General features: G+C 53.6%; 34 protein-coding genes. 1 reads left to right on the top strand and 33 read right to left on the bottom strand.

Annotated features, from left to right (window positions below):
* Positions 1-88: 88 nt before the first annotated feature.
* From ACQKJZ_RS04060 to ACQKJZ_RS03900, 33 genes are all read right to left on the bottom strand, one after another.
* Entirely contained in the window at positions 89-676 is a 588-nt protein-coding gene (locus ACQKJZ_RS04060; protein ID WP_273865935.1) for a hypothetical protein, read from the bottom strand.
* The gene (locus tag ACQKJZ_RS04055) at positions 676-1062 is read right to left on the bottom strand and encodes a hypothetical protein (RefSeq protein WP_356808676.1); all 387 of its coding nucleotides are present in this window, start codon (positions 1060-1062) and stop codon (positions 676-678) included. Before ACQKJZ_RS04055 ends, ACQKJZ_RS04060 begins: the two co-directional genes overlap by 1 nt.
* Before the next feature lie 54 nt (positions 1063-1116).
* On the bottom strand, positions 1117-2511 hold the full coding sequence (locus ACQKJZ_RS04050) for a hypothetical protein (RefSeq protein WP_117187993.1): 1395 nt from the start codon (positions 2509-2511) through the stop codon (positions 1117-1119).
* A gap of 4 nt (positions 2512-2515) precedes the next feature.
* Positions 2516-3454, bottom strand: coding sequence for a hypothetical protein (locus tag ACQKJZ_RS04045; RefSeq protein ID WP_048321454.1), 939 nt, complete (start codon positions 3452-3454; stop codon positions 2516-2518).
* Positions 3438-3872, bottom strand: a complete 435-nt coding sequence (locus tag ACQKJZ_RS04040) for a hypothetical protein (protein WP_048321453.1) — start codon at positions 3870-3872, stop codon at positions 3438-3440. Before ACQKJZ_RS04040 ends, ACQKJZ_RS04045 begins: the two co-directional genes overlap by 17 nt.
* Entirely contained in the window at positions 3869-4297 is a 429-nt protein-coding gene (locus tag ACQKJZ_RS04035; protein WP_048321452.1) for a hypothetical protein, read from the bottom strand. The genes ACQKJZ_RS04040 and ACQKJZ_RS04035 overlap by 4 nt, the downstream gene beginning before the upstream one ends.
* The gene (locus tag ACQKJZ_RS04030; RefSeq protein WP_048321451.1) at positions 4294-4776 is read right to left on the bottom strand and encodes a hypothetical protein; all 483 of its coding nucleotides are present in this window, start codon (positions 4774-4776) and stop codon (positions 4294-4296) included. The genes ACQKJZ_RS04035 and ACQKJZ_RS04030 overlap by 4 nt, the downstream gene beginning before the upstream one ends.
* Positions 4777-4842: 66 nt before the next feature.
* Positions 4843-5874 (bottom strand): hypothetical protein, encoded by a 1032-nt coding sequence (locus ACQKJZ_RS04025; RefSeq protein WP_048321450.1) that lies wholly within the window; start codon positions 5872-5874, stop codon positions 4843-4845.
* Between the two features lie 16 nt (positions 5875-5890).
* Positions 5891-6751, bottom strand: a complete 861-nt coding sequence (locus ACQKJZ_RS04020) for a hypothetical protein (RefSeq protein ID WP_048321449.1) — start codon at positions 6749-6751, stop codon at positions 5891-5893.
* A 15-nt stretch (positions 6752-6766) separates the two neighbouring features.
* Entirely contained in the window at positions 6767-8386 is a 1620-nt protein-coding gene (locus ACQKJZ_RS04015; protein WP_048321448.1) for an NUDIX domain-containing protein, read from the bottom strand.
* Between the two features lie 12 nt (positions 8387-8398).
* Complete coding sequence (locus ACQKJZ_RS04010; protein ID WP_403017561.1) at positions 8399-9220, bottom strand: hypothetical protein; 822 nt, start codon at positions 9218-9220, stop codon at positions 8399-8401.
* Entirely contained in the window at positions 9217-10638 is a 1422-nt protein-coding gene (locus ACQKJZ_RS04005; protein ID WP_403017558.1) for an anti-CBASS protein Acb1 family protein, read from the bottom strand. Before ACQKJZ_RS04005 ends, ACQKJZ_RS04010 begins: the two co-directional genes overlap by 4 nt.
* Before the next feature lie 11 nt (positions 10639-10649).
* The gene (locus ACQKJZ_RS04000) at positions 10650-11921 is read right to left on the bottom strand and encodes a hypothetical protein (RefSeq protein ID WP_048321445.1); all 1272 of its coding nucleotides are present in this window, start codon (positions 11919-11921) and stop codon (positions 10650-10652) included.
* Positions 11911-12939, bottom strand: a complete 1029-nt coding sequence (locus tag ACQKJZ_RS03995) for a terminase small subunit (RefSeq protein WP_427730055.1) — start codon at positions 12937-12939, stop codon at positions 11911-11913. Before ACQKJZ_RS03995 ends, ACQKJZ_RS04000 begins: the two co-directional genes overlap by 11 nt.
* Before the next feature lie 284 nt (positions 12940-13223).
* Positions 13224-13478 carry an Rz1-like lysis system protein LysC gene (gene lysC / locus ACQKJZ_RS03990; protein WP_427570245.1) on the bottom strand — a complete coding sequence of 85 codons (255 nt, stop codon included), beginning with the start codon at positions 13476-13478 and terminating at the stop codon, positions 13224-13226.
* The gene (locus ACQKJZ_RS03985; protein WP_359573334.1) at positions 13378-13764 is read right to left on the bottom strand and encodes a hypothetical protein; all 387 of its coding nucleotides are present in this window, start codon (positions 13762-13764) and stop codon (positions 13378-13380) included. Before ACQKJZ_RS03985 ends, lysC begins: the two co-directional genes overlap by 101 nt.
* Positions 13761-14258 (bottom strand): lysozyme, encoded by a 498-nt coding sequence (locus ACQKJZ_RS03980; protein WP_180554888.1) that lies wholly within the window; start codon positions 14256-14258, stop codon positions 13761-13763. Before ACQKJZ_RS03980 ends, ACQKJZ_RS03985 begins: the two co-directional genes overlap by 4 nt.
* Before the next feature lie 32 nt (positions 14259-14290).
* Positions 14291-14545: a phage holin gene (locus ACQKJZ_RS03975; RefSeq protein ID WP_197798316.1), complete on the bottom strand. Its 255-nt coding sequence runs from the start codon at positions 14543-14545 to the stop codon at positions 14291-14293.
* A 78-nt stretch (positions 14546-14623) separates the two neighbouring features.
* Positions 14624-15343 (bottom strand): hypothetical protein, encoded by a 720-nt coding sequence (locus ACQKJZ_RS03970; RefSeq protein WP_049194161.1) that lies wholly within the window; start codon positions 15341-15343, stop codon positions 14624-14626.
* Positions 15344-15546: 203 nt separating this feature from the next.
* On the bottom strand, positions 15547-16929 hold the full coding sequence (locus tag ACQKJZ_RS03965; RefSeq protein ID WP_273865948.1) for an AAA family ATPase: 1383 nt from the start codon (positions 16927-16929) through the stop codon (positions 15547-15549).
* 116 nt (positions 16930-17045) lie between these two features.
* On the bottom strand, positions 17046-17735 hold the full coding sequence (locus tag ACQKJZ_RS03960; RefSeq protein WP_359573316.1) for a bacteriophage antitermination protein Q: 690 nt from the start codon (positions 17733-17735) through the stop codon (positions 17046-17048).
* Positions 17732-18013: a DUF1364 family protein gene (locus ACQKJZ_RS03955; protein ID WP_049194162.1), complete on the bottom strand. Its 282-nt coding sequence runs from the start codon at positions 18011-18013 to the stop codon at positions 17732-17734. The genes ACQKJZ_RS03960 and ACQKJZ_RS03955 overlap by 4 nt, the downstream gene beginning before the upstream one ends.
* Before the next feature lie 4 nt (positions 18014-18017).
* The gene (locus tag ACQKJZ_RS03950; protein WP_047730601.1) at positions 18018-18614 is read right to left on the bottom strand and encodes a DUF1367 family protein; all 597 of its coding nucleotides are present in this window, start codon (positions 18612-18614) and stop codon (positions 18018-18020) included.
* 42 nt (positions 18615-18656) lie between these two features.
* Positions 18657-18896, bottom strand: a complete 240-nt coding sequence (locus tag ACQKJZ_RS03945; protein WP_162838241.1) for a hypothetical protein — start codon at positions 18894-18896, stop codon at positions 18657-18659.
* Positions 18897-18938: 42 nt separating this feature from the next.
* On the bottom strand, positions 18939-19175 hold the full coding sequence (locus ACQKJZ_RS03940; protein WP_351714005.1) for a DinI-like family protein: 237 nt from the start codon (positions 19173-19175) through the stop codon (positions 18939-18941).
* A gap of 154 nt (positions 19176-19329) precedes the next feature.
* Complete coding sequence (locus tag ACQKJZ_RS03935; RefSeq protein WP_201965162.1) at positions 19330-19968, bottom strand: HNH endonuclease signature motif containing protein; 639 nt, start codon at positions 19966-19968, stop codon at positions 19330-19332.
* A complete protein-coding gene (locus tag ACQKJZ_RS03930; RefSeq protein ID WP_049194167.1) occupies positions 19958-20194 on the bottom strand; it encodes a hypothetical protein in 237 nt (78 codons plus the stop codon). Before ACQKJZ_RS03930 ends, ACQKJZ_RS03935 begins: the two co-directional genes overlap by 11 nt.
* A 132-nt stretch (positions 20195-20326) precedes the next feature.
* A complete protein-coding gene (locus ACQKJZ_RS03925; protein ID WP_356808631.1) occupies positions 20327-20731 on the bottom strand; it encodes a hypothetical protein in 405 nt (134 codons plus the stop codon).
* 15 nt (positions 20732-20746) lie between these two features.
* Entirely contained in the window at positions 20747-21487 is a 741-nt protein-coding gene (locus ACQKJZ_RS03920; protein WP_197798313.1) for an ATP-binding protein, read from the bottom strand.
* A 15-nt stretch (positions 21488-21502) separates the two neighbouring features.
* Complete coding sequence (locus tag ACQKJZ_RS03915; protein ID WP_356808633.1) at positions 21503-22393, bottom strand: DnaT-like ssDNA-binding domain-containing protein; 891 nt, start codon at positions 22391-22393, stop codon at positions 21503-21505.
* Between the two features lie 39 nt (positions 22394-22432).
* Positions 22433-22675 carry a cell envelope biogenesis protein OmpA gene (locus ACQKJZ_RS03910; protein WP_403017541.1) on the bottom strand — a complete coding sequence of 81 codons (243 nt, stop codon included), beginning with the start codon at positions 22673-22675 and terminating at the stop codon, positions 22433-22435.
* Positions 22676-22690: 15 nt separating this feature from the next.
* Complete coding sequence (locus ACQKJZ_RS03905) at positions 22691-23158, bottom strand: toxin YdaT family protein (protein WP_356808635.1); 468 nt, start codon at positions 23156-23158, stop codon at positions 22691-22693.
* A 54-nt stretch (positions 23159-23212) separates the two neighbouring features.
* Positions 23213-23440, bottom strand: coding sequence for a helix-turn-helix transcriptional regulator (locus tag ACQKJZ_RS03900; protein ID WP_356808637.1), 228 nt, complete (start codon positions 23438-23440; stop codon positions 23213-23215).
* Positions 23441-23548: 108 nt separating this feature from the next.
* Between ACQKJZ_RS03900 and ACQKJZ_RS03895 the strand changes: the two genes are divergently transcribed.
* The coding region (locus ACQKJZ_RS03895; protein ID WP_427730054.1) for a helix-turn-helix domain-containing protein at positions 23549-23886 on the top strand (338 nt) is incomplete at its 3' end.

Raw genomic sequence — 23886 nt, 5'->3', positions numbered from 1 at the left:
AACCGCTGCCGGAAATGGAGCGGGCTTTTGTAGTCGCCAAAATCCAGTTCCCGGCAGAGTTCCCGGAACCCCTCACAGGAGGCCCAGGTCAGGAGGGAATGTACGACAGTTCCTGCGGGGCTTCCTGGGTCGGGGTATCGGTAGCCGTCTTCGACGTCGGTAAAGAATCGCGAAACGCCGTAGCGTTCAATGAGACGAGTTGCCCACTGTACATTTCGAGCGTTTTCCCCACCGTCGGGGCGATCAGGTTGGCTTTCTGAATAGCAGAGGAGACCATAAAAAACACCACTTCGCCCTCGACCTCGCGGTATTCATCCGGCTCGATGATTTCCTGCTTAAATGCCGCCTCCAGCGGCACAGGGCGCCATACGCCGTTATCGTTGAAGATCACGGTGGTCAGGCGCTGAATATCATCGACAAGCGTCGGGGTACCCGCAGGAAGATCCCCGGCATCCTGCTGTGCTTTCAGGATGTTTCTCAGCATCATCGCGGCCACGCGCGGCGCGGCGGTTGTCCCTACTGACGTGAAGAAGTTGTGGAACATGTTCCCCAACAACACACAGTTCTCCTGCACCACTTCATACGGGAACGGCACAACGTGCAGGTACACCAGCGATCCGTCCTCACGCGTGATCGTGCTGACGAAATTCAGTTTTCTGTCAATTTTCATACCCATCAATCCCACATCTTGTCGTTGGTGGTCAGGTAGCCGGAGATTGTCGCAACAAAGCCGGCATCCGTACCGTTGAGGGTGATTTCGTTAAAATTCACCAGGTAGCAGTTCAGAATGGTGTAGTTGCCGAAAGTGGTTGCATCCGGCGTAACCACCACCTCCCCCAGGGCGGTGTCGGAGGCAAACTGCCGTTGATAGCTGGCGGCCAGCCCCTGCGTTTTCAGCAAATGCACCGTCAAGGTCACCTGCTGGTAAGGTGCCTGGCTGCCCACGGTGCCGGTCATCGTGGGGATAATGTCAGTGGCGGCGGTATCCGGCCGCATGCTGATCCCCTCTTTGCCCAGGAATGACGCCGTGACGTTTAACGCCGGCTTGTCGGTAATGCTCACCGCGCCCCGGACGCGGTTAAGGAATCCCTGCGGAACTAATGGATTTGGCATTTATTACGCCCCCACAAAATTGGTTACGTTGAGGTTGAAGGTGATGGACTCGAAACCACGCTTCGGTGTGACAACCGCACTCAGGCCGCTGTATTTCCCATCGGCGTAATCGGACGGATTCAGGCTGGTGTAGTTGGCGAACGGCACGGCGTTGATCACCGCGCTGCCGGCGTAGGTGCCTTTCTCGTACTCTTCGTTGAAGACGTCCTGGCTGAGTTTCGTGTCGATCACCTGGCCGAGGATCAGCCCATAGCTGATGCCAGATCGCAGCGTTTTTAACCCACGTCGCTGCAAGCGGTCGATGCCGTTTTGCTCGTAGTAAAGCGGGTTAACGGTGGTGTTGGAGCCGTTGATCACCTCATTCGCCAGATCCATCTCCAGATTGATGGCGCACCAGGCCACTGCATACCAGTAGTTGAACGGCATGCCGTCCAGCATATGGCCGGCGACCAGCATCTTGTTGCTTAAACCACCCTCGGCCGCCGTGCCGATGTAGTTGATGTTGCTGTCCTGCAGGGATTTGAGCAGCTTGCCGTTCCCGGCAGGCGGATAATCCGTCACGCCATACATGAAGCGGAACGCCATCGGCGGAACCATATTCGACGAGCTTGGATCGTTGGCCAGCGATGACTGGAACGGTGCAGCCATCGAAAACTCGGTAGCGCCAATCCCCGGAGCTTCAACGCCGGCGAACACATTCGGGTATTTACCCGTCGCCCACGCTTCATAGGTGGCAATGGTGGTGGTGACAAAAAACTTCACCAGCGATCCCGGCGAAGTGTAGTTGTTCGCCAGCGTCTTGAATGTGGCCTCTTCGTCCCATTCGCGGGGAACCAGGTAGGAGAAGAATTTTTGATAGGTGTTGCCCAGCGAAATATCTTCGTCGATAAACTTGCTCAACGCCTTGATCGCATCTGCGGCGCTAAGTTCGCCCAACTCCAGCACATAAACCGCGCGGCTGCTCCCCTGCGCCCAGTAGGTGGTATTCATCTGCTGAATTTCACCGGCGGCTACGGAAAGTACGGTTCCCATCTTTGTTGCGGTACCCGGATTGCTGCTTAACGTATAGGTAAACGCCTTGTCGCCGGTCACCGTTGCGGTAAACGCGCCGTTGTATCCCTCCGGCTCCACACCGGAGATCACTACCGGCACTTTTTCTCCGTTGGCCCAGCCATGCGCTGCGGGTAGCGTCACCGTGACGGTATTCGTTGCCCAGGCGATTGCCGTGATCGTTTTCGCCGGCGCGACAATCGTTTTCAGGTCGTCTTTTGACGTCAGCAGCTCGTAACTGCCTGGTGCCAGCGTCGTCCCACCGACAGAGACTAGCGCGCCAGATTTCAGCAGCTGGCTCGGCTTCGGTGGGTTGGTGACCGATACATTAATATTCACTATGGCCATTTAATTATTTCTCCACATAAATGGACGGGATGGCGGACGTGATCAGCTGACGGGCGACGTTCCTCATCCGCTGCTGATAGTAATTGACACGAAATTTAATCTTCTTCCGCATGGCGATGATGTTGAGCTCGTTTTGCGTCACGCGCTCATCCTGCACCACGGGAATGTTCATCACGCCCATCTCGGCATCATCGCTGAGCGTGTATTGCTGTACGTAGCGGAGAAAGTCCTCTACGGATGCATTGCGCAGACCAGTTACCGAGATCGTCACATCCTCGGAAACCAGCTGGTACTGGTTGGATTTTTCATCCAGGTAAAAAGCGCCGGCGACTGGTACCGGGTCGCTGCATTTCACCGTGGCATACGGTGGCGCCAGGTTCTGCATTGACAGCATGGCCGGAAACATCGGCATGTATTGGTTCAATGACAGCCAGATAGGCAGCGAACTGGAAACCACCACATCCGCCAGATCGATATCGGTCGGCGAGTTGATGATCTGCGACATCATGTGCGGGTAAATGGCGTGCCCGGTGTAGTGATAAATATTGGCCGGTTCGTTCAACCCGGAGCGGCGGGAAAATGCAAACCGGATGCCGTAGAACTCGCCGATGTAGAGCACCTCGGAGCCAATATCATTGAAGGGATCGATATCGGCCTGCGCGGTAAACGTCACCACGTTTTTGTCGTAGAGCTGCTCCTCATCCTGAATGCTTTCCGTTGTCAGGTGCAGGTAGCCTTTTACGTCCTTGGTATCCGGTTCACTGCCCGGATCATCGGCAATTGACGCCTTTACCCAAAACACGAAGCCATCCAGCGGAAGCACTTTCCTGATGTACTTCGTGAAGGTGACCACCTGAAAGCGGCTCAGGTCGTCAAGCCCCTGCGTCAGTGTGGCGTTAAGCTCGGTTTTCGCATTCTGCTGAAGTTCACTCAGGGAAGGCATTTAACACCCCGCTTACCCAGGCGCGCATGGCTGCCTGATAATTTCCTGTATCGATAAATGATTCTCGCGGATCGCCCCTCTTATTTTTGAAACGCTTCGAGATGCCAAGCAGCGCGCGACGGGTGGGAACTCCCGGCATTCCGTTCATCTCGCCGTTATCCAGAAAGGCCACGAACAAGTCGTGGATCCGCGACATGGATTCTGCAAGCGGGTCCCTTGATGGCGGTGCGCCTGCCAACATGTTTTCAAGATTTGCAGCGAGGTCTTTACTCATCAGCTCGGCAATGTCATTGCCATACCGATCGAAGAAGGTCTGCATAATCTGGTATTTTTCCTCCAGATATACTGCAACGTCGCTGGTTGTGGTGTTCTCATCCCCATAAGGAATATCGATAACACCCAGATGAAAGGTGATCATGACAACCCCCACAGGCTGCCAAACTGCTCAGCAATCATCAGATAGCGCCGGCCATACGGGTCTTTAAGCATCTGGAGATCTGCCAGAGACAAGTTTTTGAAGAAATCTGGCACCAAACGCTGAGAACTTGTTGCGTTATCACTGGCCCCGGTAATAACACCAGCGGTGAAATCATTGAGGCCATATATCTTCCTGAATTCAGCAAACACGGGTTCAGTGCCGTAGTTGACCAGGAAAGACGCGCCGAGGTTATACACAGCAACGGTGTACAGGTTCGGCATAACGCACGCGATATCCGAGTTAACCCATTCGACCGCGCCGCCATAAGCCAGGGAAAATGACGGAGAGTCGTCGGGAACCTGTTCAGCAGTTACCTTCATGTCAGTTCGAATGAATTCAATAAATCCCGACAGGCTCGTTGTCATTTTTTCTTGTTCCCGGATTTTTCAGTCACGATGGTTTCGTTAACCACGTCTGCGTCTTCGTTATCATCGCGGCCTTTCGCCTGCTCTGCGCTGACCTCCATTTCACCGGAATAACCGGTACCGCTATCACGCAATGCGCTGTCAAGCGCCGCCACGGATGCCTGGCGGCGTCCGTGCGCACCACGGGTCAAGTGAATGTCGTTATCACGAATGGTCTTCTCGATTACCGCCGCAGATACGGGCTTGTTAAGGCTGTAGCACAAGCCAACAAATGCCTGGCTTTGGTCGATTCTCGTTGAGTCGATCAGCCCATACATCTGGTGATGCTGAATAACTGATTCCACCTCTTCAGTGGAGCCGTCCAGCACCATCATCTGATCGCCGTGGTTAATCGGGATCTGGACAAGCCGACCGGTCTCCAATTTGCGGTAAGCAAAAATTTGGCGTTGTTTGGTGGTGTTAGCGATAAAAAGTTTCATGGGTTACCTCATAAAAAAGCCCCTGCAGAGTTTCCCCGGCAGAGGCTTAACCACTACAAGAATGGATCAGGCGCTGTAGGCCATCGACAGGATAGTGATGGCTTCCGGGCGGACCGCCCAGCCAGCGGTAGAACGCATTTCGGACAGAACATCAATGGCGCCACCAGCAATCGGTGTCGGAATTTCACGCGGCGCGGCCATGTCGCAGAACATCAGGGCGTTCGCAGCAAGAGACGGGGTCAACTTGGCGAATTCGTTGGTGTTAACGGTCGAGTTAACCATTGGCACCTCAACCTCCGGGATGGTGATTACCACCGCATCAGTGCCGCCCGCACCAGCGCCGATTAAGGTGTCGTCATACACCCAGTCAACCTGGACGTTTGCCCCTTTCAGCACTTCTTTTACCGTGTTACCCACGGTATCAGTACCGCCGCCAGGACGCTGGTAAGAAGTCAGCTGCACGATCTGCTGAATCTCCATTGCGCCGAGAATACGCTGAGGACCAAGGATAACGACACGCTGCTGACGACCCAACTGCATGGTACGGGTCATAGCGGCCTGAACATGGCCCAGCAGATACACAGCCATCTGGCCGTGATCATAAGTCAGCACGGTGGTGTTGTTGTTGCTGTCCGGCGGCAGAGACTCGGTGGTGGCACCAGCGGTATTCAGTAGTCCCTCACCACCGGCGGGGTTCATACCGTACAGCAGAGCGGAACGGAGCTGCTGGAAGATGCCTTGGCGCATACCGAGGCGCTGGGCCTCCGGCAGAGCAAAATTCCAGTTACCGGCCGCTGCCATGTCGTGGTGATCGTAGATACCACGGCAGCGGAACAGATAAGTTGGGGTAGAAATCATCTTCGCATCCAGCGCCACGCTTGGAAGCTGGTTGCCGTTTCCAGACTGGCTGGAGGTGGATTGGGTACGGATATCCAGTCGGCGCATGTAGACGTACTGGTCGCCAACGCCGAGCCGAACTTGCGGGTTACCGCTGGCGATGGTTTCAAACGCACCTGATGCCTGCTGGTAACCGAGGATCATCTCCGGCGCAATATACGACGGATTGACGATGGTGTAGCTGGGGGTAATTGCAGCCATTTAATTCAGCTCCCGATTAAAGTAAGACCAGCGCGCAGCTGTCGGTGTTATTCCAGGTCAGGAAACCCGTCTTGCTGTCATAGCTGACAGTCTTTGAGTTTCCTGATTCGATGGCGATCACTTTTACCGGCAGCGTGATGTCGGAAAGCGTTACTGCGCCCAAAGTGCCCTGCGTGGTTGCTGCGCCACTTGGTGCAGTCGCCGGGGCATAAGTGAAGGAGGTCGAGTTTGGAACGGAAACCACAACAACGGTGCCGTTGTATGCAGCTGGCGCCACGCCGCTGATTTTCACGTACTGGCCAGCGCTCAGGCCGTGGGCTGATTCGGTAACGGCTGTTGCCACACCAGCAGCATACGTCACAGCGGTGGTTGCGATATCAGCACCGGCAAAACCCGCCGCTGCTGCGGTGGTTAGCTGGTTGTTTACAAAGTCCCAGGCCAGAGCCGTCTTCACGGATGCGCCACTGGTGCCCAGCGCAACAACCTGCGCAGACGCTTTCAGGGGAACACGCATGTTGGAGCCGAGACGATAGTACGACACGCTCATACCGGATGCGTACAGTGGCACCGGTGACTGTGGTGTGGTCAGCCCATTGTGCGCCTGATTGAACACGGTGAAGCCTTCCAACTCGGCGACTGACGCAGCGTGGCGGATTTGTGAACCGCGCGGACTAGAATGCGTGCCTGGCAGAAGTTCAGCCACCGGCAGACCGCCCCACAGAGGTTTAGTTTCCGTTGCCGCCACGGTGCCCGCGGCCAGATTAAAGCGGTTAGCCGGGTCATCCAGAGCAATGCCCTGGACATAACCGTCGGACTGCACGCCGAAGGAACCCAGCGCATTCGTGGTTGCCATCGGATTAAGAGATAAATTAGCCATGCTTCAGAGCTCCCGTTAAGCCTGGTTGTTGAAACTGGTGACCTGACGTTTACCTGACTGGAACGGAGCCCAGGTAGCCGCAGGATCGCCTTCGAATGTGCTTATCTGGCGGCCGGTCGCATCAGCGCGTTTGATTTCACGCAGCGTGCCAGGGCCGACAGACAGACTTGCCGATTTTTGCGCATCGGCATAAATCTGCTTTTCAGCAAATCCAAGCAGCGCGGAATCAGCGATTGATGACAGATCGACGGCCTTAAAGTCCGGCGAGTGTTCCTGCAACTGGATCATCAGACGGCGACGGTATGCCAGCGGCTTTTCGCCAGACAGCGGGACCGGCGCGCGTTTGCCAAAGCAGGAGAACACGCTGTCAGCCTTCACCTGCGCGTCAGCAACCTCGTTACGTTCTTCGTCGCTGAGTTCGGTTGGAATGCGGGAGCGCAGATCAGCAATTTCCTGACGCAGTTGAGAATCTGCCTTTTCTTTTGCCATGCGTTCGGCCTCTTCAGCATCAGCCTTTTCTTTGGCCTCAGCGTCGGCTTTTTCCTTGGCGGCCGCTTCTTCCGCGTCGGCTTTGGCTTTGGCTTCTTCTGCTTCTTTCGCCTCAGAATCAGCCTGTTCTTTTTTGGCTGCCTCTTCGGCATCCGCTTTTTCCTTGGCCTCTTTCGCCTCAGAATCAGCTTTTGCCATGCGGGCATCGATCGCTTTGTTGATAAGCGCTACGATTTTTTCCTCGTCCATCTTTTCAGCCTCATTTGGAATGGAATCAGATTTAACACCAGTAGGGGCAAGGAGCTTGTCCCATACACCCTGTTCACAAATTGCAACGTGGTCGAGCAATACCGGGGAACCTTCCACCAATAGAGGCTGACCGTCGATTTTGATGATTGAGTCCTGCATTTCGCTATACGTGACGGTTGGCGAGGTGCTTAACTGCTTGGTCGCCATAATTCCGGCGGCTTCGGCGTCATACACCCGGGCAATAGCCCAGACCTCCCCATTATCGGCAACCCAACTGTTCGTCAGGGTGCCGATAACACGCTTCGCAAATTCATCGCTATCGAGCTTGTTTTTCTCCGGGTGCAGCCAAATTAGCGGTACACCGGCAACGCGCTGGAGAAACTCAGGAGTGAGATAGTCATCCGGGTTACGGAATGCCATCTGTTGATCTGCAGAGCGCCAGGTAACCCCCGTTCCGGTCACCCGGATGGCGAACATCCACATGTTGATAAAGTATTGCGGGCTGCTTAATGTCCCATCAGCGATGAGTGCGGCCACTTCGGTTTCATTGAGCGCCTGCTGCGCCAGCATCTCAGCAAAAGGCTGATGAAGCGGCTTAGGCAGATCGTCAATATGGAACCACCCGGCGGCCAGCGATTCGTCGTTAAGCTTCGCTTCAAACTGCTCCGGCACCTCTGCGCGAAATGTCAGGTAATCACCGTAGACACTGTGCGGATTCAGCGGGCCATCGTACTGATACCCCACTTCCTCCAGCACTTCGCGGCGCGCAGCATCAATAGCGAGCTCGCCCGGTTCGACCGTGCCGCCAGGTTGACACCACGTTCCATCATCAGAGCGCTGGATCAGGAAGACGAACTTACCCTGACGGAACATTATCCCGCTGCCAAAAATAGCCACGTTTTAATGCCCCTATGCTGCTTTCATTGACTCCATGAACTTGTGACCCTTCTGGGTCAGCATGTATTCAGGAATACTGCGGATGTTGTAGATGTAGGTCACATAGCACTGGCAGAAAACCTCTTCACCAGGCTGAGTGATTTCATCGAGATACCCGGCAGGACCGGCTTTCACATACCCGTTTTTTTGCGCCCAGTTCCCGCGAATCAGGTAGTACAACTGATCGCGCTCCTTGTGGTCTTCGCGGAAGTCATAACCGGGCCTGCGCCAATGGCTGTGCCAAATCGCCGCAATCGCGTTATTACTCGTTGCGATCACATTATCAATGTTGGCTATCAGCTTGCGGTTCTGGTCGATCATCACGCGGCGCGCTTCATAGTCCACCTTCTCGGCAGCCTTCTGTATATGATCCGCTGTTGCCCGCATCGTCCCCTGAATGCCAGACAGCGCGATGCTATCAGCAGAAGGTATGCTGCTGGCCCAGCCGCTAAAACGCGACAACGTTGTGTCGATAGCTTTTTTGCGGTTGAGCTGGATAAGGTCAGCGCTGGACAGGATCCGCCTGTCGAGTTCAGTCCTCAGTTTTGGTTCGAGGTAGTTGAGCGTAAAGCGGGATATGCCCTGGTGCCGTTTCAGCGCGCCAGCGCGACCAACCTGCAGATCGTACGATTTAGTCAGGTTCCGCGTGACCATCGCCATGTAGTCGTCCGCCGTGTCACTCTCAGCAGCCTGCCGGATGATGCTCTGCCAGCGCTCCAGCTCCTCGCGAGACGTGTAGCCATTGCGAAGAAAGAACTTCACCGCCTCACGAACCGTTCTTGTAAATGTCCTCATAGCATCATCCCACCGCCCGGATCTTCAGCCTTCGGTGGCTCTGGCGGCGGATTATCTTTTAGCGAGTCGTAATCGAGGTTAAGCCGTTGAGGGAAGAGGTTCTCGTTAGCGTTGGCGTTTTCACACGCCCACTCGATCAGCGTTGCGCGGTTCTCGGGGTCAGCGGTGAGTTGCGGCAGTATCGATTCCAGCATACTGACGATGGCCTTAAAGCGCGTTTCGTCTACCTTCACCTTTTCGCTCTCCGGCTCCTTGAGGGAGGACGGCCAGCGGTATTCGAAGTTATTTATCCACATCGAGAAATACACGCTGTAGGTGTTTTTCAGTTCCGGGAAGTCGGCTCGCAGCGACTGGAAAAACTCTATGCTCCATGCCCGGTACTGGCATACACGAATAAAGAATGCATAAAGCTGATCAAGCCATTCACGGATGTTGTCGATGTACACAGCAACGGCGCGCGCATCTTCAGTGCCTTCCCCGAAGCCCTGGGCGAACGTCTCAGAGTTAAGAATGATCGCCGGCATATCAGCGGCGGCGGCCACGTTCTCCAGAATGTGCTTACGGGCAGAGTCGAGAGGTTTTTCCAGGTTGCTGAGGTCGATTGACTCGATATTATCTTTGTCACCGATTTGCAGAACTTCTCCCGTTTTCCCTCTTTTCAACATCATGCGCTTAATGCCGCTCAGCTTCTGCATCATGTTGTTGACGACGGAGCTTGGCCCCTGAATTTTTGTTACCAGCAACCCGCCCTTCACGGCCACCATGTCATCAGTGCGCATGGTCTGGATGAAGGATTTCAGCGGATAAAGCGCACGTTGGTAGACGCTACGCCCGGTGAATCCGAATGCCGCCGGGTTGTAAGCCAAATAGATCGGGTCTTCGTTTTGCACGACGACACAGCGCGATTTGTGATATAACTTTCCGGCAACCCGAATGCCATCGACTTTCTGAAAGTCCTGCGCATTCGGATCCTGATTCAACACGATGCTGCCCGCGGTGTTCAGCGGGTCGAGGATATTAAAGCTGACGTTGTGTTTATACAGCGTGCGGTAATCGAGCGATTCATTCGGTTCCTGGTTATCCACCAGCATTGCCACCGCCGACACACCGTAAATTCGGGCAATTCGCGCAGCGTTGGCAATGTGCTGATTAGCTCCCATAGCTTTCCATTCGCGCTCGAACGCATCGCGCAGGCGCTGCTCAAGGCCATAAGACTGAGCAACATGCACGGTGCGCGGTTCATTCATCGCCATCTTAATGGGACGATCCACCATCTTGCCGCCCAACGGGTGGTAGAGGTAGACCGTTTTGCAGGTCTGATAGCCCGCCGTTGATCCTGGCTGAATATCATCGCTGTCCAGCAATGCCATCAACTCTGAATGAGAGCAGCTGCCGATTTCGAAATCATCTTCGTTCATTGGTTTTCTCGTCAGAAGCCGTCGCCATTGCCTAACCCAAGCGCGACGCCATAGTTGAAACAGTCAAACAGGTCATCGTCCTGATTTTCTTCGCCAATGATGAACTGGAGCACTTGCGTCAGAAGGTGGTTTTTCTTCGACTGCTTGTATTCCACCAGCTTGTCATAGGCGTATTTCGAGATGCGTACTTTCCCCGACGCTACATACCCGGAGATATTGATGGCGCGGGACTCTTTGGGCAGCGATGTGAGCTCGCTATCGATTGGGTGAACATTCCATCCCTCGTTAGCCCCCTGCTGCAATAGCGTGATACCGGTGGCCTTGTCCTCGATAAACAGCCCAGCCGTGCCCATACGTGCCAGACATATTTCGCTGAGGTGTTTAGCTTTTCCAACCCACTGCGGCACTATGTCTTTCAGGAAATACCCGTCAATCTGGATAATGTCCCAGTCAAGAATGACCAGGCAGGGCGTTGGGAAGTTGCTAAGTGCGAACCAGATGCAGGCTGAACCATCGTTCTGTAACTGGCCTTTCTGGGCGCAATCGACAACGCCATAGACGGTATCGCAACTCGCCGGGTAATCGACCGGAACGCCGTTCTCCAAAAGCCATTCCATCTTGAAGAAGTTTTGCCCTCGCCAATCGACGAAATCAGCGTTGTATTCCTGCTGAACCACCATCGGTGGACGGCCGGCGATTATTCGTGCCAACGCCTCAGGGTTAATGGTCGGGTTCGCTGCGGTAGGTGCGTGGTGCTCTTCCCACCCCATCGATTTATCGTTGCAGGCCTGATAGAAAAAGTTCTCGTCGTCCACGCCCTTCGGCGTACCGGCCATCACAGCGTCGCCGTCATAATCGAGCAGCGTCGGCTCTATCGCCTGTTCCCAAATATCACGCATGCCCTTTTTAACCAGGCTGCCTTCGTCGATGATGACTTTGTGATATTTACGGGAACGGCCAGCGTCCGGGTTGTCCAGCGTCCAGAATTCAACCTGACCACCGCCGATCGTCTCAATTATCGAATCCGTCTTGCTGGAACTGGTTGTGATCGGCTTGAGCAGATCACGAATGGCCTTAAACGAGGGCAGCAGGATTTTATAGGACGGCGCAAACCAGCCCACGCGCATCTGTTTTGCCGCCCAATTGCCGCCAGCCTGTTCCAGCATGGTGGTTTTACCAAAGCGGCGCCCGGCGCGGATCACTTTCCTTTTGGCCGGCGAGCGATAAATTTTCTTCTGCCCGTCGTGGAACGGCAGGAACGTGATCGTGTGTTCAGTCGCCATCAGGAGAGTTCACCAATTTGATCACCACCGTCGGCTCGTCGTTTTTCCCTTTCCCCTTGCGGTTCAGTTCAACCTCTTGCTCCAGGCGGTCGGCCTCGGCGGTGCGTTTTCGGATTTCCAGCTCAAGCAGACGCTGCGCCAGTTCTGATTCGGTAAGCCCCATGCGACGCATGATCGCCTCGAACATTTTTTCCCGGCTTATCGCAGAGATCTCGATGCCACCTTTGACAACCTTCGTGCCGGAGTAAGCCAGTCGCGCAGCACCGGATAATGTTCGTGTATCCGGGAAGTGCGCCCGCCCAATACCATCACCGTTGCACCGCGGGCAAGCTGGGTTAGGCTCCCTGTTGTGGTCGTAGCCATAGCCGCCCTTGTCTGGTGGTTCCGGCTTGTTCCTGGCCTTGGCCTCTTCGCATTTTTCATCATGCTCGATTGAATCCCGCCACTGGTAGTGGTGGCCAAATCCCCAACAATGCCGGCAGGCGCCGCGGCGATACTGCGAAATCTCGTTTGCATCGAACGTGGCCAGCTGCCACATTTTTTCGAGCACTTCATCAGCGTTTGCCAGGGTGCGCGATACCGACGCAACCAGTTGACTATCGATGGCACGTTTAACGTTAGGATTCGCCAGAAGCTGACGGCCGTAGTTTGGGTCGCTGTAACCTGCACGCTCAGCAGCGGCAGTGGCATTCTGATCAATCAGGTATTCCGCTACGAAAAGGCTTTGCTGTGGTGATAAGCCTGATTCCGATATCAGCTCTTCTGCGCTGACTTTGGGATCCGTCTTGGTACGCACCTTTGATTTTTGCGTACCGCTTTTGCGTACCTGCGTACCTTTCTGCGTACCGCCCTTTCCCTTGCGTATCCAGCCATGCTTTTTGGCGCGCTTCCTGATTGCCCCCTCACTGATGCCGTATATCTCTGCCAAGTCGCGGAGAGAAAGTTGACCGGCACAGTAATCGCGCTCGAGGCCGCTTTCTTCCGGTTGTGACATAGCATTCTCCATAAAAAAAGCCATCAGCCTGCCGGTGCGCTGGGTGCGCGGTGGGTGCAGGTAGACGACTTTGGTTATTTTGCTTGCGCATTATCGATGGCACTCAGTGAATGCCACCTGTAATGCTAATCTTTCAGATAATCTTCGGTGTTAACCACCGACTCCCCCATTAGCAATTCAGCACGAGTGCTAGTAACAATGGCGGTGTGATGAGGGTGTACGTTTTCAGCCAACCATCTGATGAGTGGTCTGGCGGCGTCCTCAAAACTTCCTGTTTCCCATGATGAATTTCCTTGTCCGACTTTCATTCATTTTCTCCCGGCGGCTTCCCGCCATTGGTTCAGCGTGGCCACTTGGCCGGCGCAGATTGATAACGCTGTTTGCAGTGCCAGCGCATGACTGCCAATGTCGCCCCAGGTATCACCCTGCAATTTTGGTTGTTCGCAGGGGGTGAACACCGATTCAGGGGGAAACAGCACGAGCGGCGGCGGTGGCGGTGGTGTCCGTTCCGCGCAGGAGGCCAAGAACAGCACCAGGAGCAGTGCGGCGGGCGCACTCGTCATTCTGGATTGCTTCACGATACTTCCTCTGGTAGTTTTCGCCCTGCTGGCGCAGCTGCTGCTCTCTCCGTTGCTGTTCGGCCATCATTGCGCGATTACGGGCGTCATCCGCGCGCAGTGTGGTGATCAGTCCTGCCTGCTGCGCCAGCGTCTTTTTCTGCTCTGCAACCTGCTGGCGTGCCAGCTCCAACCGGTGCGACAACAGCGAGCTGTAACCACCCAGGCATATGGTCGTCACCAGCAGGAGCAACATTCCCCCGCCGGCCAGTTTTGAGATCCAGCCGCTCATTTGTCCAATCCCCAGCAAGCCAGTTCGGCTTCCTGATCGCGCCGTACGATCTGCCCGTAGCAGTTATTCGAGCGGATGCGACAATCTCGGCCGCCATCGTAAATCCAGCGGCGGATTTCGCGGCAGGCGCCAATGCGGTCGCCGGCGTTCAACTTTTTGTAAAAGGTGGAAGTGAAGCACTTTCCGGGGCCGATGTTCCACGGACAGAACGAGGCGATCCCGACTTTTTGCGGTTCGGTCAGCGTTACCTTGACGTTGCGGTCTACCCAGTCGAGCGCCTTTTTCTGCTCTGCTGCGTCAATCTGCTTGCACTGCTCGGCGGTCAGGCGCTGACCCTTCACAACCTTCTGGCCGTTGACCATCGTCACGCCGCCGCAAATTGTCCAGATGCCGACTCCGTCCTGGTATGCAGTCAGGCGCTGTCCTTCTTTTTCTTCCTGAAACTGCGACATCATGACTGGGGCCGATGCGCCGGCAGCAATCAACGCCAGCATAGCGGCGCTAAGTTTGGTCTTTATCGAAGCCACTACTCGCCCCCTATCAGATCAACGTCTTGCGCGTTAATGTTCTTGTTTGAGCGGTCAATGAGGTACATTTTCAGTAACCTTTCTCGCCGGCACCTGAACCAAATACCCACGATGCACCCAATAACGGAACTGAGGATGCCGACAAAAATGCCGATCACCATCCACTCACTGGGCGAAAAATAATTTATTGCCCCGAGCAGCAGGCCAACCAACCAGCCGCCATGCGTGGCGCTATCTGCGATTTTTTCCGGCATGGATCTCATCCTTCCCCCTCGCCGGGGCATGCCCCGTTCATCGGGTGATAAAAGCGAAAAACCGCCGGGAGGCGGTCGCTATGGTGATTCAGGTTTGGGATATGGCTTCGGGCTGAACAGCTTCGTGTTTAGCCGCCGGCGCGCCCGCTTGTTCAGAAAGCGGATATACCTGAACTGATTAAATGTGTGGGCGGTGGCGCGGTGTGCGTTCGCCTGCAAGAAATTTCCACGGGCGCCAGCCTTGCGCCCTTTCGTCGTCATGGCGATCTTGTGATACCACTCTCCGTCGAGCTCGTAGAACGTCGTTTGATGGCTGCCGACGTAATCGAAATTGCTCGCCTGATACACGACGCCGAACCGGCCGCACCGCTCGTCTGCAAACGTCTGCACCCAATCCACAGCGGGATAGAGCAACTTGATAGTTTTCAGCGCATAGCTGATTGCGCGCGATTCGGTGTTGCGCGGCATCCGGTCATGCACCCAGAGCCGGTTTAACTCCATGTATTCGCGGTTGCCGGTGCCGGTCACGACGCGCGCCCCGCTGCTCGGGTTCATCGCGTAGCCCCACTGCATGACGCCCACCAGCTCGCGGCCGTCAAAAATACCCAGGTGCAAATAGGAGTTGTTCACTACGCGCTTGCTGTAGTGAAAATGGCTGATCACCAGACGGGCAAGCCAAACCGGGATCGTTGCAACGTGGAGATCGTCGCATCCAAAACCGACGGTTTCGCCAGCATAGACGATCGGCGCCGGCTTTCCGCTGGCGCGTGATACAACTGCATTAACGTGATTTTTCAAGGCCTCGGCACTCCAATAGACGGGTGTGCTCGTGACTGTTGACGCGGGCATACAGCCCCGGAGAGCGGCAACTTTCCGGGGCGCCCATCTGGAGCGGGAAATAAAAAACCCGCGCGCGGGCGGGTTAACATAATTTAGGCAATTTATCAAATTAGCGTCGAATATGCCCTATTTTGTTGCATTTTGCAAGAGCGAGTTCAAGACTAAACGTCTTTTTCGCCACTTTGTGTACGTTGCTCATATTCAATTTCTGCTTCAATTTGTGAAATTGATTTTCCAACCCTAGGAGTAGCTCTCGCCTGAGCGGTTGGTTCAGTTGAAAAATGTACATCAAAATCAAGTTTTATCCTGTTAGCCTCGGCACACATTCTGATGTAACCACGAAGCATATTTTCTTTGAACGTATACCACCCTTTCCTTTTACCATTAAACGCAGGAATAACCACTTGACCGAAATCAGGTGATCGAAATTTTCTAATGATCCTAGAAATTCCTGCCTCAGTTAATAATTCTACCGTTTCTTTTTTCCTCCGAGACACCTGATCCATTACATCCTGATATGAATGGCGAATTCCTCCAATAGTCCTCAGCAAATCTCTAGAATCCGCTATAGCCCATAATAGATAGGAATAATTATAATCTCTTGCATAAGTTGCCTTCTCATATGGCCCGCGCAAAGACTGTGCAACAGACGAAACCGCCTCATTTAAACCATCATAATATAAATAGTCAGTGACTCTATCTAAATCTTTCTCATATGCCAACACAAGCATTTTTTCACATATAAGATGAACGTAATGAGGATAGCCATCACTTATACCTGCAATTCTAATTCTTAAATCTTCGGGTACAGACAACCCAAACTCACTAAATGCCCTATCTATAATAGCAAAGCATCCTGAGTAATGTAATGGTTCAAGTTTTAGCTCATGGATTTGTCGAGAGCTAGAAGCATGCCCCATTAACAACTCTTCATATGCTTCGGCTATACCAGTGAATATAAATTTTACCTCAGAACGTTTATCGCCCAACTGTTTCAGTAACGTTCCAAACTTCTCTCTTTCTTTTTGTGATTTAATTCTATCGAATTCATCTATTATAATAAATGGTTTGTCAGAATGAATTTTTTGCAAGTAGTCCAATGCAAACACGGCTGAAGATGTATCAACAATTTTGATATCTTGGCTGTTACTACTATCTTTTTTCTCAAATTTAACGCCGGTTCCGCCCACAGCTAAAGTGACTGATACAGTCCACTCGCTTTTATTCATCCCAGACATGCCAGCTTCACGCAAAGCATCCGCAACTATTGATTCCATAGTTGTGTCTTCATCGCAGCTCAACAGGATGGGCTCTGCCTGCACCTGTAGGTCGTAAGCTAGTGAATGAGCAAGAGATGACTTGCCAACCCCTCGGTTACCGAAAATGAAACTATGTCTTCCGGGAGCATAAAGCGCGGCCCTCATTGCCTCATACTGCCTGTCCCTACCAAATAAAAACTCCGAAGTATCAATAGGTTGAGATGGCCTTACAACTTTATACAACCTATCATAAAACTCATCTCGACTCAGTGCTGACAAAGGCATGACCTTACTCCCTAATTGTTTTCCACCATTATGAATCGATCACCCTACGCATGGGAAGTGTAAAGAACATAATCCAGCACCCTGTAAGAAGCAGAAAGATCGACTAACAACTCGCCCTATTTCATCTCCTTGCCTTTCTGAAAGTCTTGTTTTACATCTAAAACACCATGCAGTGCCCGTTCATCTAGCTGCTGGATGGATAATTTTAGCTCCAACCAATGATAGGCATAAACTCGAATCCAAGTAGAGCGATTTATATCCATCATCCGCGCAAGTGCAGCGCCTGCATATTCCTTATATGTTTTGTTATGGCGAGTAGCTGCAACTTCCTGGACGGCCAGCCAAACTAATGAAACAAGCCTTTTTTTTGTTTTTTTTAAAAGGCCGATAGGTAAACGGCTCTTGTAATCATTCCAAATTTTTTCGCAAACTATTACTTGATATTCAAAATCCAGCTCCAACCCATAACAGTACCGTATCCATGCCTGCTCATGTTCAGACAATAAATTTACAGCCCTGCGCCAAGGTGCCGCAGAAAATTCATTCTCGTTTATCAGTGGGAATGGCCGACGCCTGCTTCGAGTTTCCAGCACATGCAAAGCTGAATTTTCGGCTCTAACTTGCCTAATCCCTCCCCGACCATCATCTAGTAGAACAACATGTACTGGTTTCCGTGGATTTCGATCTTTATCTGCTGGCGGATGTTCAGCAAATGCCTCTAACTGCCCCTTCGTTCCGCCCGATGAATCCACTAGGGCAGTACGTAGATTGATGCGTATATATTCCAATTGCTGTGCATTCATCATTGTGGCACCACCAGCCCGCGGCGGGCTATTTGAATAATCGTCAGAACGATCGCGCGGTCCATCATCTGGCGCCGCTCTTCGCGTGATAGATCTTTGCCGTTATCGATCGCGGTGTGGCAACAAACGCAGAGCGCCGCGGTGGCGCAGTCGTCAGTTTTCAGCCCCATACCCTTCCCCTCGTTCCGGTGCGCGACCTGGGTTCCCCAGTTTCCACACAACACGCATTGTTCGATTTGCCCGACGGCCGCCAACCATTTTTTGCTGCGGTAAATTTTCATCGTCTCACCCCGCAAAATTCATCAGCTGCGCCGCGGCGTTCTCGGCCTCCTCATGGGAGCGAAACGGCTTGTGCAGGATCCAGCGCCATAAAACATCGAGTGCGGCCTGATACAGCTGATGGAACTCTGTTTCGTCCATGTTGGCGAACGCGATGCTGCGGGGATGTTTGCGTAGAGTGCCGTCGGGGAGTTGGATCGCGTCATAGTGGCCAGCCTCGACCGTCACCCACGCGCGATAGGCGTCAAAGGATTTGCACGCGCTGATGCTGCCGGCACGCCGATCAGCGATGCGCTCGAGATACTGCTCTGCCGCATTCAGAAGCGCCGGCTCATTGCCGCCGAACGTAGCCAGGAATCTGGCGTAGCCGGTAACCAGTTTGCGCTCGTTCGTGGAGATAGCGCCGCCGGTGGGTTCCCAGTATTCGAACCCCAGATTGAGAAGCGCGAAAAACCGACGGTGAAACGCCGGGTTGCGCACCTGTTTGAAATCGGCCACCAGCACGGCGCCGAGCTTGCATTTCGATTGCAGAAATTCGCTGGTCTCCGGCGTGGCCGGGATCAGTATTCCTGGTGATTGCTTGATGAGTTGTAACTGCGCCATGTTCTCTCCTGTGGCGCAGCAGGCACGGGGTGTTCAGGCCCGTTAAGTGAGTCTATCAGAATTTATCTTGCGAAGACCGGCCCGCTCTAAAATTTGCGTTATCAGCTTTGGCGTGCCGACGATGTCTTCTGGCTGTAGCGGCATGAAGGAGAGCTGATCGCCCCGTCGGTACATCAACGCCCGCTCGCAGACGGGGAAATTTTTGAATCTGGCAACCACCGCATCATCCATGCAGCGCACGACTTTGTACCCTCCTGGGGGCGTGTCTTGTAATCCGGTCACCTCAACCTCCTTTGCTGTGTGATTTGTCGGCAAAGAGTGCCATCAATAAAACCAGTCGTCCGCGCTTTCCCAGGTCTCCTGAAGGATGTTCTCTATTCGTTCTTTTGCGCCTTTTTCAGCCCCGAGCACCGACAGATTATCCTGGGCGCCGAGCCGCACGGCGACGCGGCAATCGGGGTACGATTTCAGCAGTCGTTTCTGAAACTCCTGTTCAATCGCCGCAACTGCGCCTGCCGGTAACTCTTTGTTTTTCTGGATTACTAATTCAACTTTCATCATGCGCCTCCGTAGTACTGGTTATTTATACAGTATAATTATGGTTAGAATAATTTGAGTTTGCAAGAAAAGAAAAGCCCCTATCGGGGCTTTTGTGTGCTACAGGTCGATAATCAACCAATCTCTTTAAATTTTAGTGGGTTGCGTGTAAGGATATTCAGTAAACCCTCCGTCTCCGGGTTTTTACCGCCGTTTTTAGAATCAACGATGCATAAAGCGCCGGCGAGAAGGCCGCCGGCACGCTGTCGAAGCCGGCTTTCACAAACATTGAGCGAACAATCAGCGGAGCAACAGCCAAATTGCTGATCGCATTGTTGCGCATATCGTTGTCGAGGTGGATCACCCCATATCCCGACGGGACTGGCCCATTCACGCACTCCCACACGTACACATCGAGGCGGACGTGCTTTCCAGCAACCACGATCACCTGCGCCTTGTTTTTCTTTGGCGTTTTTCCGCCTGCATGGTTAAAACGCCATCCGCGCCGCTCCAGAGCGTTCTTGATTCCGTTGGCAGTTCTGTTATCGCCGAAACGATGATTGAAGGACTCCACCAGCTGCGTATAGGGTTTATCTCGATTTGCATACAGGTAGCTGAGCTGGGCATCAGTATACTCCCCTGCTGGTCTGAGTTTGCCGATCCACCCGTTATGCGAAAGAGTTGAACGAATCGTGTGGCGCGACCTATTTTCACCAAACTGCAAATTATATGCGGCGGTCAGCTCATGGCTTGTCATTCCTTCAGCGTTATTTTTCAGAAAAAGTAACTGTTCATCAGTGAATAATTTACGACTCATCGGTGACCCCCAAAATAGCAGGGAGAGTATGCAACGTCCCACCGTTCATATTGCGTTGAGCATCGATCACCACCCGATACGTGGAAACCAGTGCTTGCGATAAATCGACAACAGCCTCAGCACGATCGAGTTCCTCTTTCAGGCGTTCGCCAGTCAGACCGGGATCGTTGATTGTTTCAAGCATGGCAAACTGGTGATTGACCAGGTCCTGAATGCTATTTTTCACGATTTACCTCCGCATATCTGATCCGCCCGTAGTACATACCTGAGCGAAAACGATAATGTTTGCTCTGCTGCCACATGTCGCGTTCTGTGGTGATTTCTACCCCGCGTACCAGGCGCGGCTTGCTCATTCCTTTCATGCCGATGTCCTCCCGCGCAGGTTGGCCAGCGCCCGATCAAACATCTTGTGGACGTTGCAGAACTGCAGCTCTTTGGGGTGGAAGTGCCACAGCGTTTTATCCGGCGTTCCGGTACGGGGATTAGCGCGATAATTAACCTCGGCGCGCTCAACAAATTTGTCGGACACGCTTGTCAGCTTGTAGAGCGCCCTCGGCCCGCAGCCCTTCTTTGTGATTTTTACGTCTGGCGATCTGATCATCGACCGCAGCCTGAGCGCCAGCTCCTGCCGCGTCATCGTGTTTGCCGGGTGCGCGGCTTTGACCGCCTCCCAAATTTCAGTGGTGCTCATTTCTTTGCCGAGGATGATATCCACGAGCTGCTTTGCGGTTACTCTGTGCTTTTCGGTTACTCTGTTGGTCATTGGTTTATGCTCCGATTACTTGATCACCCGCAGGTGGCTTACATTTTTTCGATAGCTTCCCCAGGTGAAGTCCACCCAGATCCCGCCATCCATCGTTAATCTGTCCATGACTCTTGCGCCTAAAACATCGGTTAATTCCCTCGCATTCAAATTGGTTAAAACTCCCACCGGTTTTAGCGACGACAACCGGCGATCGATAACCTGATTCAAAATCACCCACTCACCCCGCGTTTCACGCTGTACGCCCACTTCGTCGAGAACGAGCAGATCGACCTTGCACAAGTCGTCGAGCAACGAAGCCTCGGACTCTCCGCCGTCGTAGCAGCGTCGAACGCGAAGCATCAGATCTGGAATAGTAACCACCAGTACCGTGTTATTTTTCGCCAGTAGGTGGTTGCCGATAGCTGCCGCCAAATGGTTTTTGCCGGTACCGCAGCCGCCGCTGAACACGAAGCAGCCGAACCCCATACCGAAATTTTGCGCATAGCTTTTGGCCTTGCTCAGGGCGTGGCGCTGCCCGTCGTTGTTCACCTGGTAATTCGCGAACGTGCAGTTGCGGTGCAAGTCGCAGATCCCCGAGCGTCCGAAAATCCTTTCTGCGCGGGTGCGTTGGTTCGCTTTATCCAGCTCGGCACTGCGCTTTTCCCCTTCGGTGCGATGCCAGGCGAGCAACTCTTCAGCGGTGCTGAACTTCGGCTTGACGCCTGGCGGCATGATGCGCTGCAGCCTGCTGATCAGTGACTCTGGTGTTTTCATGGTTCACCTCGTGGTTCAGGAAAATCCCGCTGGTTTTTCGTCGTAGTTGCCCGACGGTTCGAAACTGCCCCGCCTCCGGCTTCCGCCGCCTGCTGGCGCCGCGGCTGGCTGTTTTCTCAGGTGGTCAGCAAATTTCAGTTCCCACTGTGCCTGATGGAACGCTTTTCCCTCTGGCTGCCAGTAGGCAACGAAGCTCGCCAGCTCGGCCGGCGTGTACCCCAGCTCGGGACCGCTTAGAGCTTTTCCCCACAATGCGGCACGCTGACGGAAATCCGACGACGGCTGCCAGCCGGCAGTCATCGGAAACTTCAAAGCAGGATCATCAGGCCAGGATTCATCCACGAACTCCGGCGGTGCCGATTCCCCCGTCGGCGAAGCAATCGCGCCCGCGCGTTTTATGTGTGGGGTTTTATCTTTTAGATCTGTATCTGGATCTTTATCTGGTACGTTACCCTGCGTTACACCTGCGTTACCGGTCGTTTCTTTGCTGCTTTCTTTCCCTTCTGCCGTTGCTTTCTCTGCCCGCTTCTTCTCGCGAAAAGCCTTTACACGCGCGGCGGAGTCGTCTTCCCGTTTGGGTTGTCGCTTTGCCCATCCGGTAACAAAATCACCGTCAAGAACTTTCCCCTGCATTGCTGCAAGAATTTGCTCTACCTGCTCAATGTCGAGATCCAAAGAGCTGGCGATGTCGTCTGCGCACAGATTTTTTATCCTCCCGCGTTCGGTTGCGCTTCCTTGCGTTACACCTGCGTTACCAGTCGTTTCACTGGCACTTGATGCGTTAACAAGAACGTGCAGGTACACAGCGATAACATCGCCGATCCCCTGCTTCGATTTTCTGGCTATCGTTCGCCATTTCGGGTCGTTTGGCATGTCGTGCCAAAGCCGCAACCATGAATTAGCCATCTGAACTACCTGTTTTTTGCCTATGCTTTGTTACTGCGCTCACCGACGCCCCATACGGCGCCCAGGTACATGCGGGCGATCCGGCTTGCCCTTTACCCGCTTTAGCGGCTTTGCGTACGTCTTTGCGATAGCGATACTGCTGGCGATCGTCGCGTTCGTGCTGGACAGGTAATGATCGGCGCCACGGCCTGCAGCCGAGCGCGCCACGTCGTCTGGAATTCCCTCGCGCACCAGTTGGGCGCGGATCTGCGTTTCGATCTGTGCTCTTGAAAAATTGGCCATTGGTTTATGCTCCGGTTAATGCAGGGTTGAATATGCGCGCCGCAACTCGTTGAGGCTTCGCTCAGCTTTTTCGCACTCCCGTTCAAAGTCGGTCGGCAACGCGTTCAGCAGCGCCGCGGCGATCGCCCCTTGGTGTTCTTTCAGCGCGCGGATTGCCAGATATTCAATGCTGTTTCCGGCAATCAGCCGGGCGCGTAACTCTGCTGGCAGCGCGGCGAGGATCGCCGGTTGCAGCTGTTGAATCTTGCTGCGCGCGGCCACACTATCGCCGTCGAGCCAGCGAAATATCTGCTGTTTGTTGTTATGCCATGCTGCATCGTCAACGCTGCCGTCGGCACGTTCGATCTGCGCCAGCAGTGGCGCCTGTAACTGCAGGTCAAAATAAGCGCGGGTGATCTCAGCGGCTACCGTGCGCTGGGTTGTTTCGATGGCCCATCCGCGCAGCGCTTCGCGGATCTGCTCGTGTTTGATGTTGATTTCCATAAATCAGTCCTTAAGCGGCATCAGTGCTACTCTCATGAAATGAAAATGACACTGTTATGCTTCTGTTTTTCCAGCCTCTTCTTGTGGAGGAAATAAGCTGTCTAAAGTGCAATCACGGCCGAGCTTGTTAAGCGTCTCAACAATCAACCGGCATTCGGGAAGACCGGGCTGACGGGTTCCATTTTCATAATTTGAAATACGAGACTGTCGCCATCCGAAGATCGTTGCTAACTGCTCCTGCGTTAAGCCAAGAGCAATCCTCTCTTTTGCAATGTTGTTCATTTTCACCTCATGTTATGTGTTGCTGAAGCAAATTAAACACATATCGTGTTTCGATGTCAACACTATACGGGTTTTGAGTAATAACACGGAGCGTGGTAAAAAGGTTTCATGAATACGAATGAGAAGATCGCAGCCCGCCTCAAGCTGGCCAGGGAGAAACGAGGGATTTCCCAAAAGACACTCGCCGAATGGTGCGGGTGGGCTCAATCGCGTATTGGAAACTATGAATCAGGCTCCCGTAACATAGGGATCGATGATGCGATAACACTCTCTCGGGTATTGGGCCTACGTCCTGCAGAACTGGTTTTTGGTGATGAAGATTCCCCTGAAAATTGGATGAATGAAAACCAGAAAAAGATGCTGGATCTCTTCAATCAGTTGCCAGAAGCAGAGCAAGAGCGAATGATCGACCTCTTCCAATTACGCCTGAAAGAACTTGATGATTA

The organism is Sphingomonas sp. NPDC019816, assembly GCF_050274375.1.
GTDB lineage: Bacteria > Pseudomonadota > Alphaproteobacteria > Sphingomonadales > Sphingomonadaceae > Sphingomonas.
The sequence above is the reverse complement of the archived record's forward strand: the minus strand, read 5'-3'. Positions and strand labels throughout refer to the sequence as shown.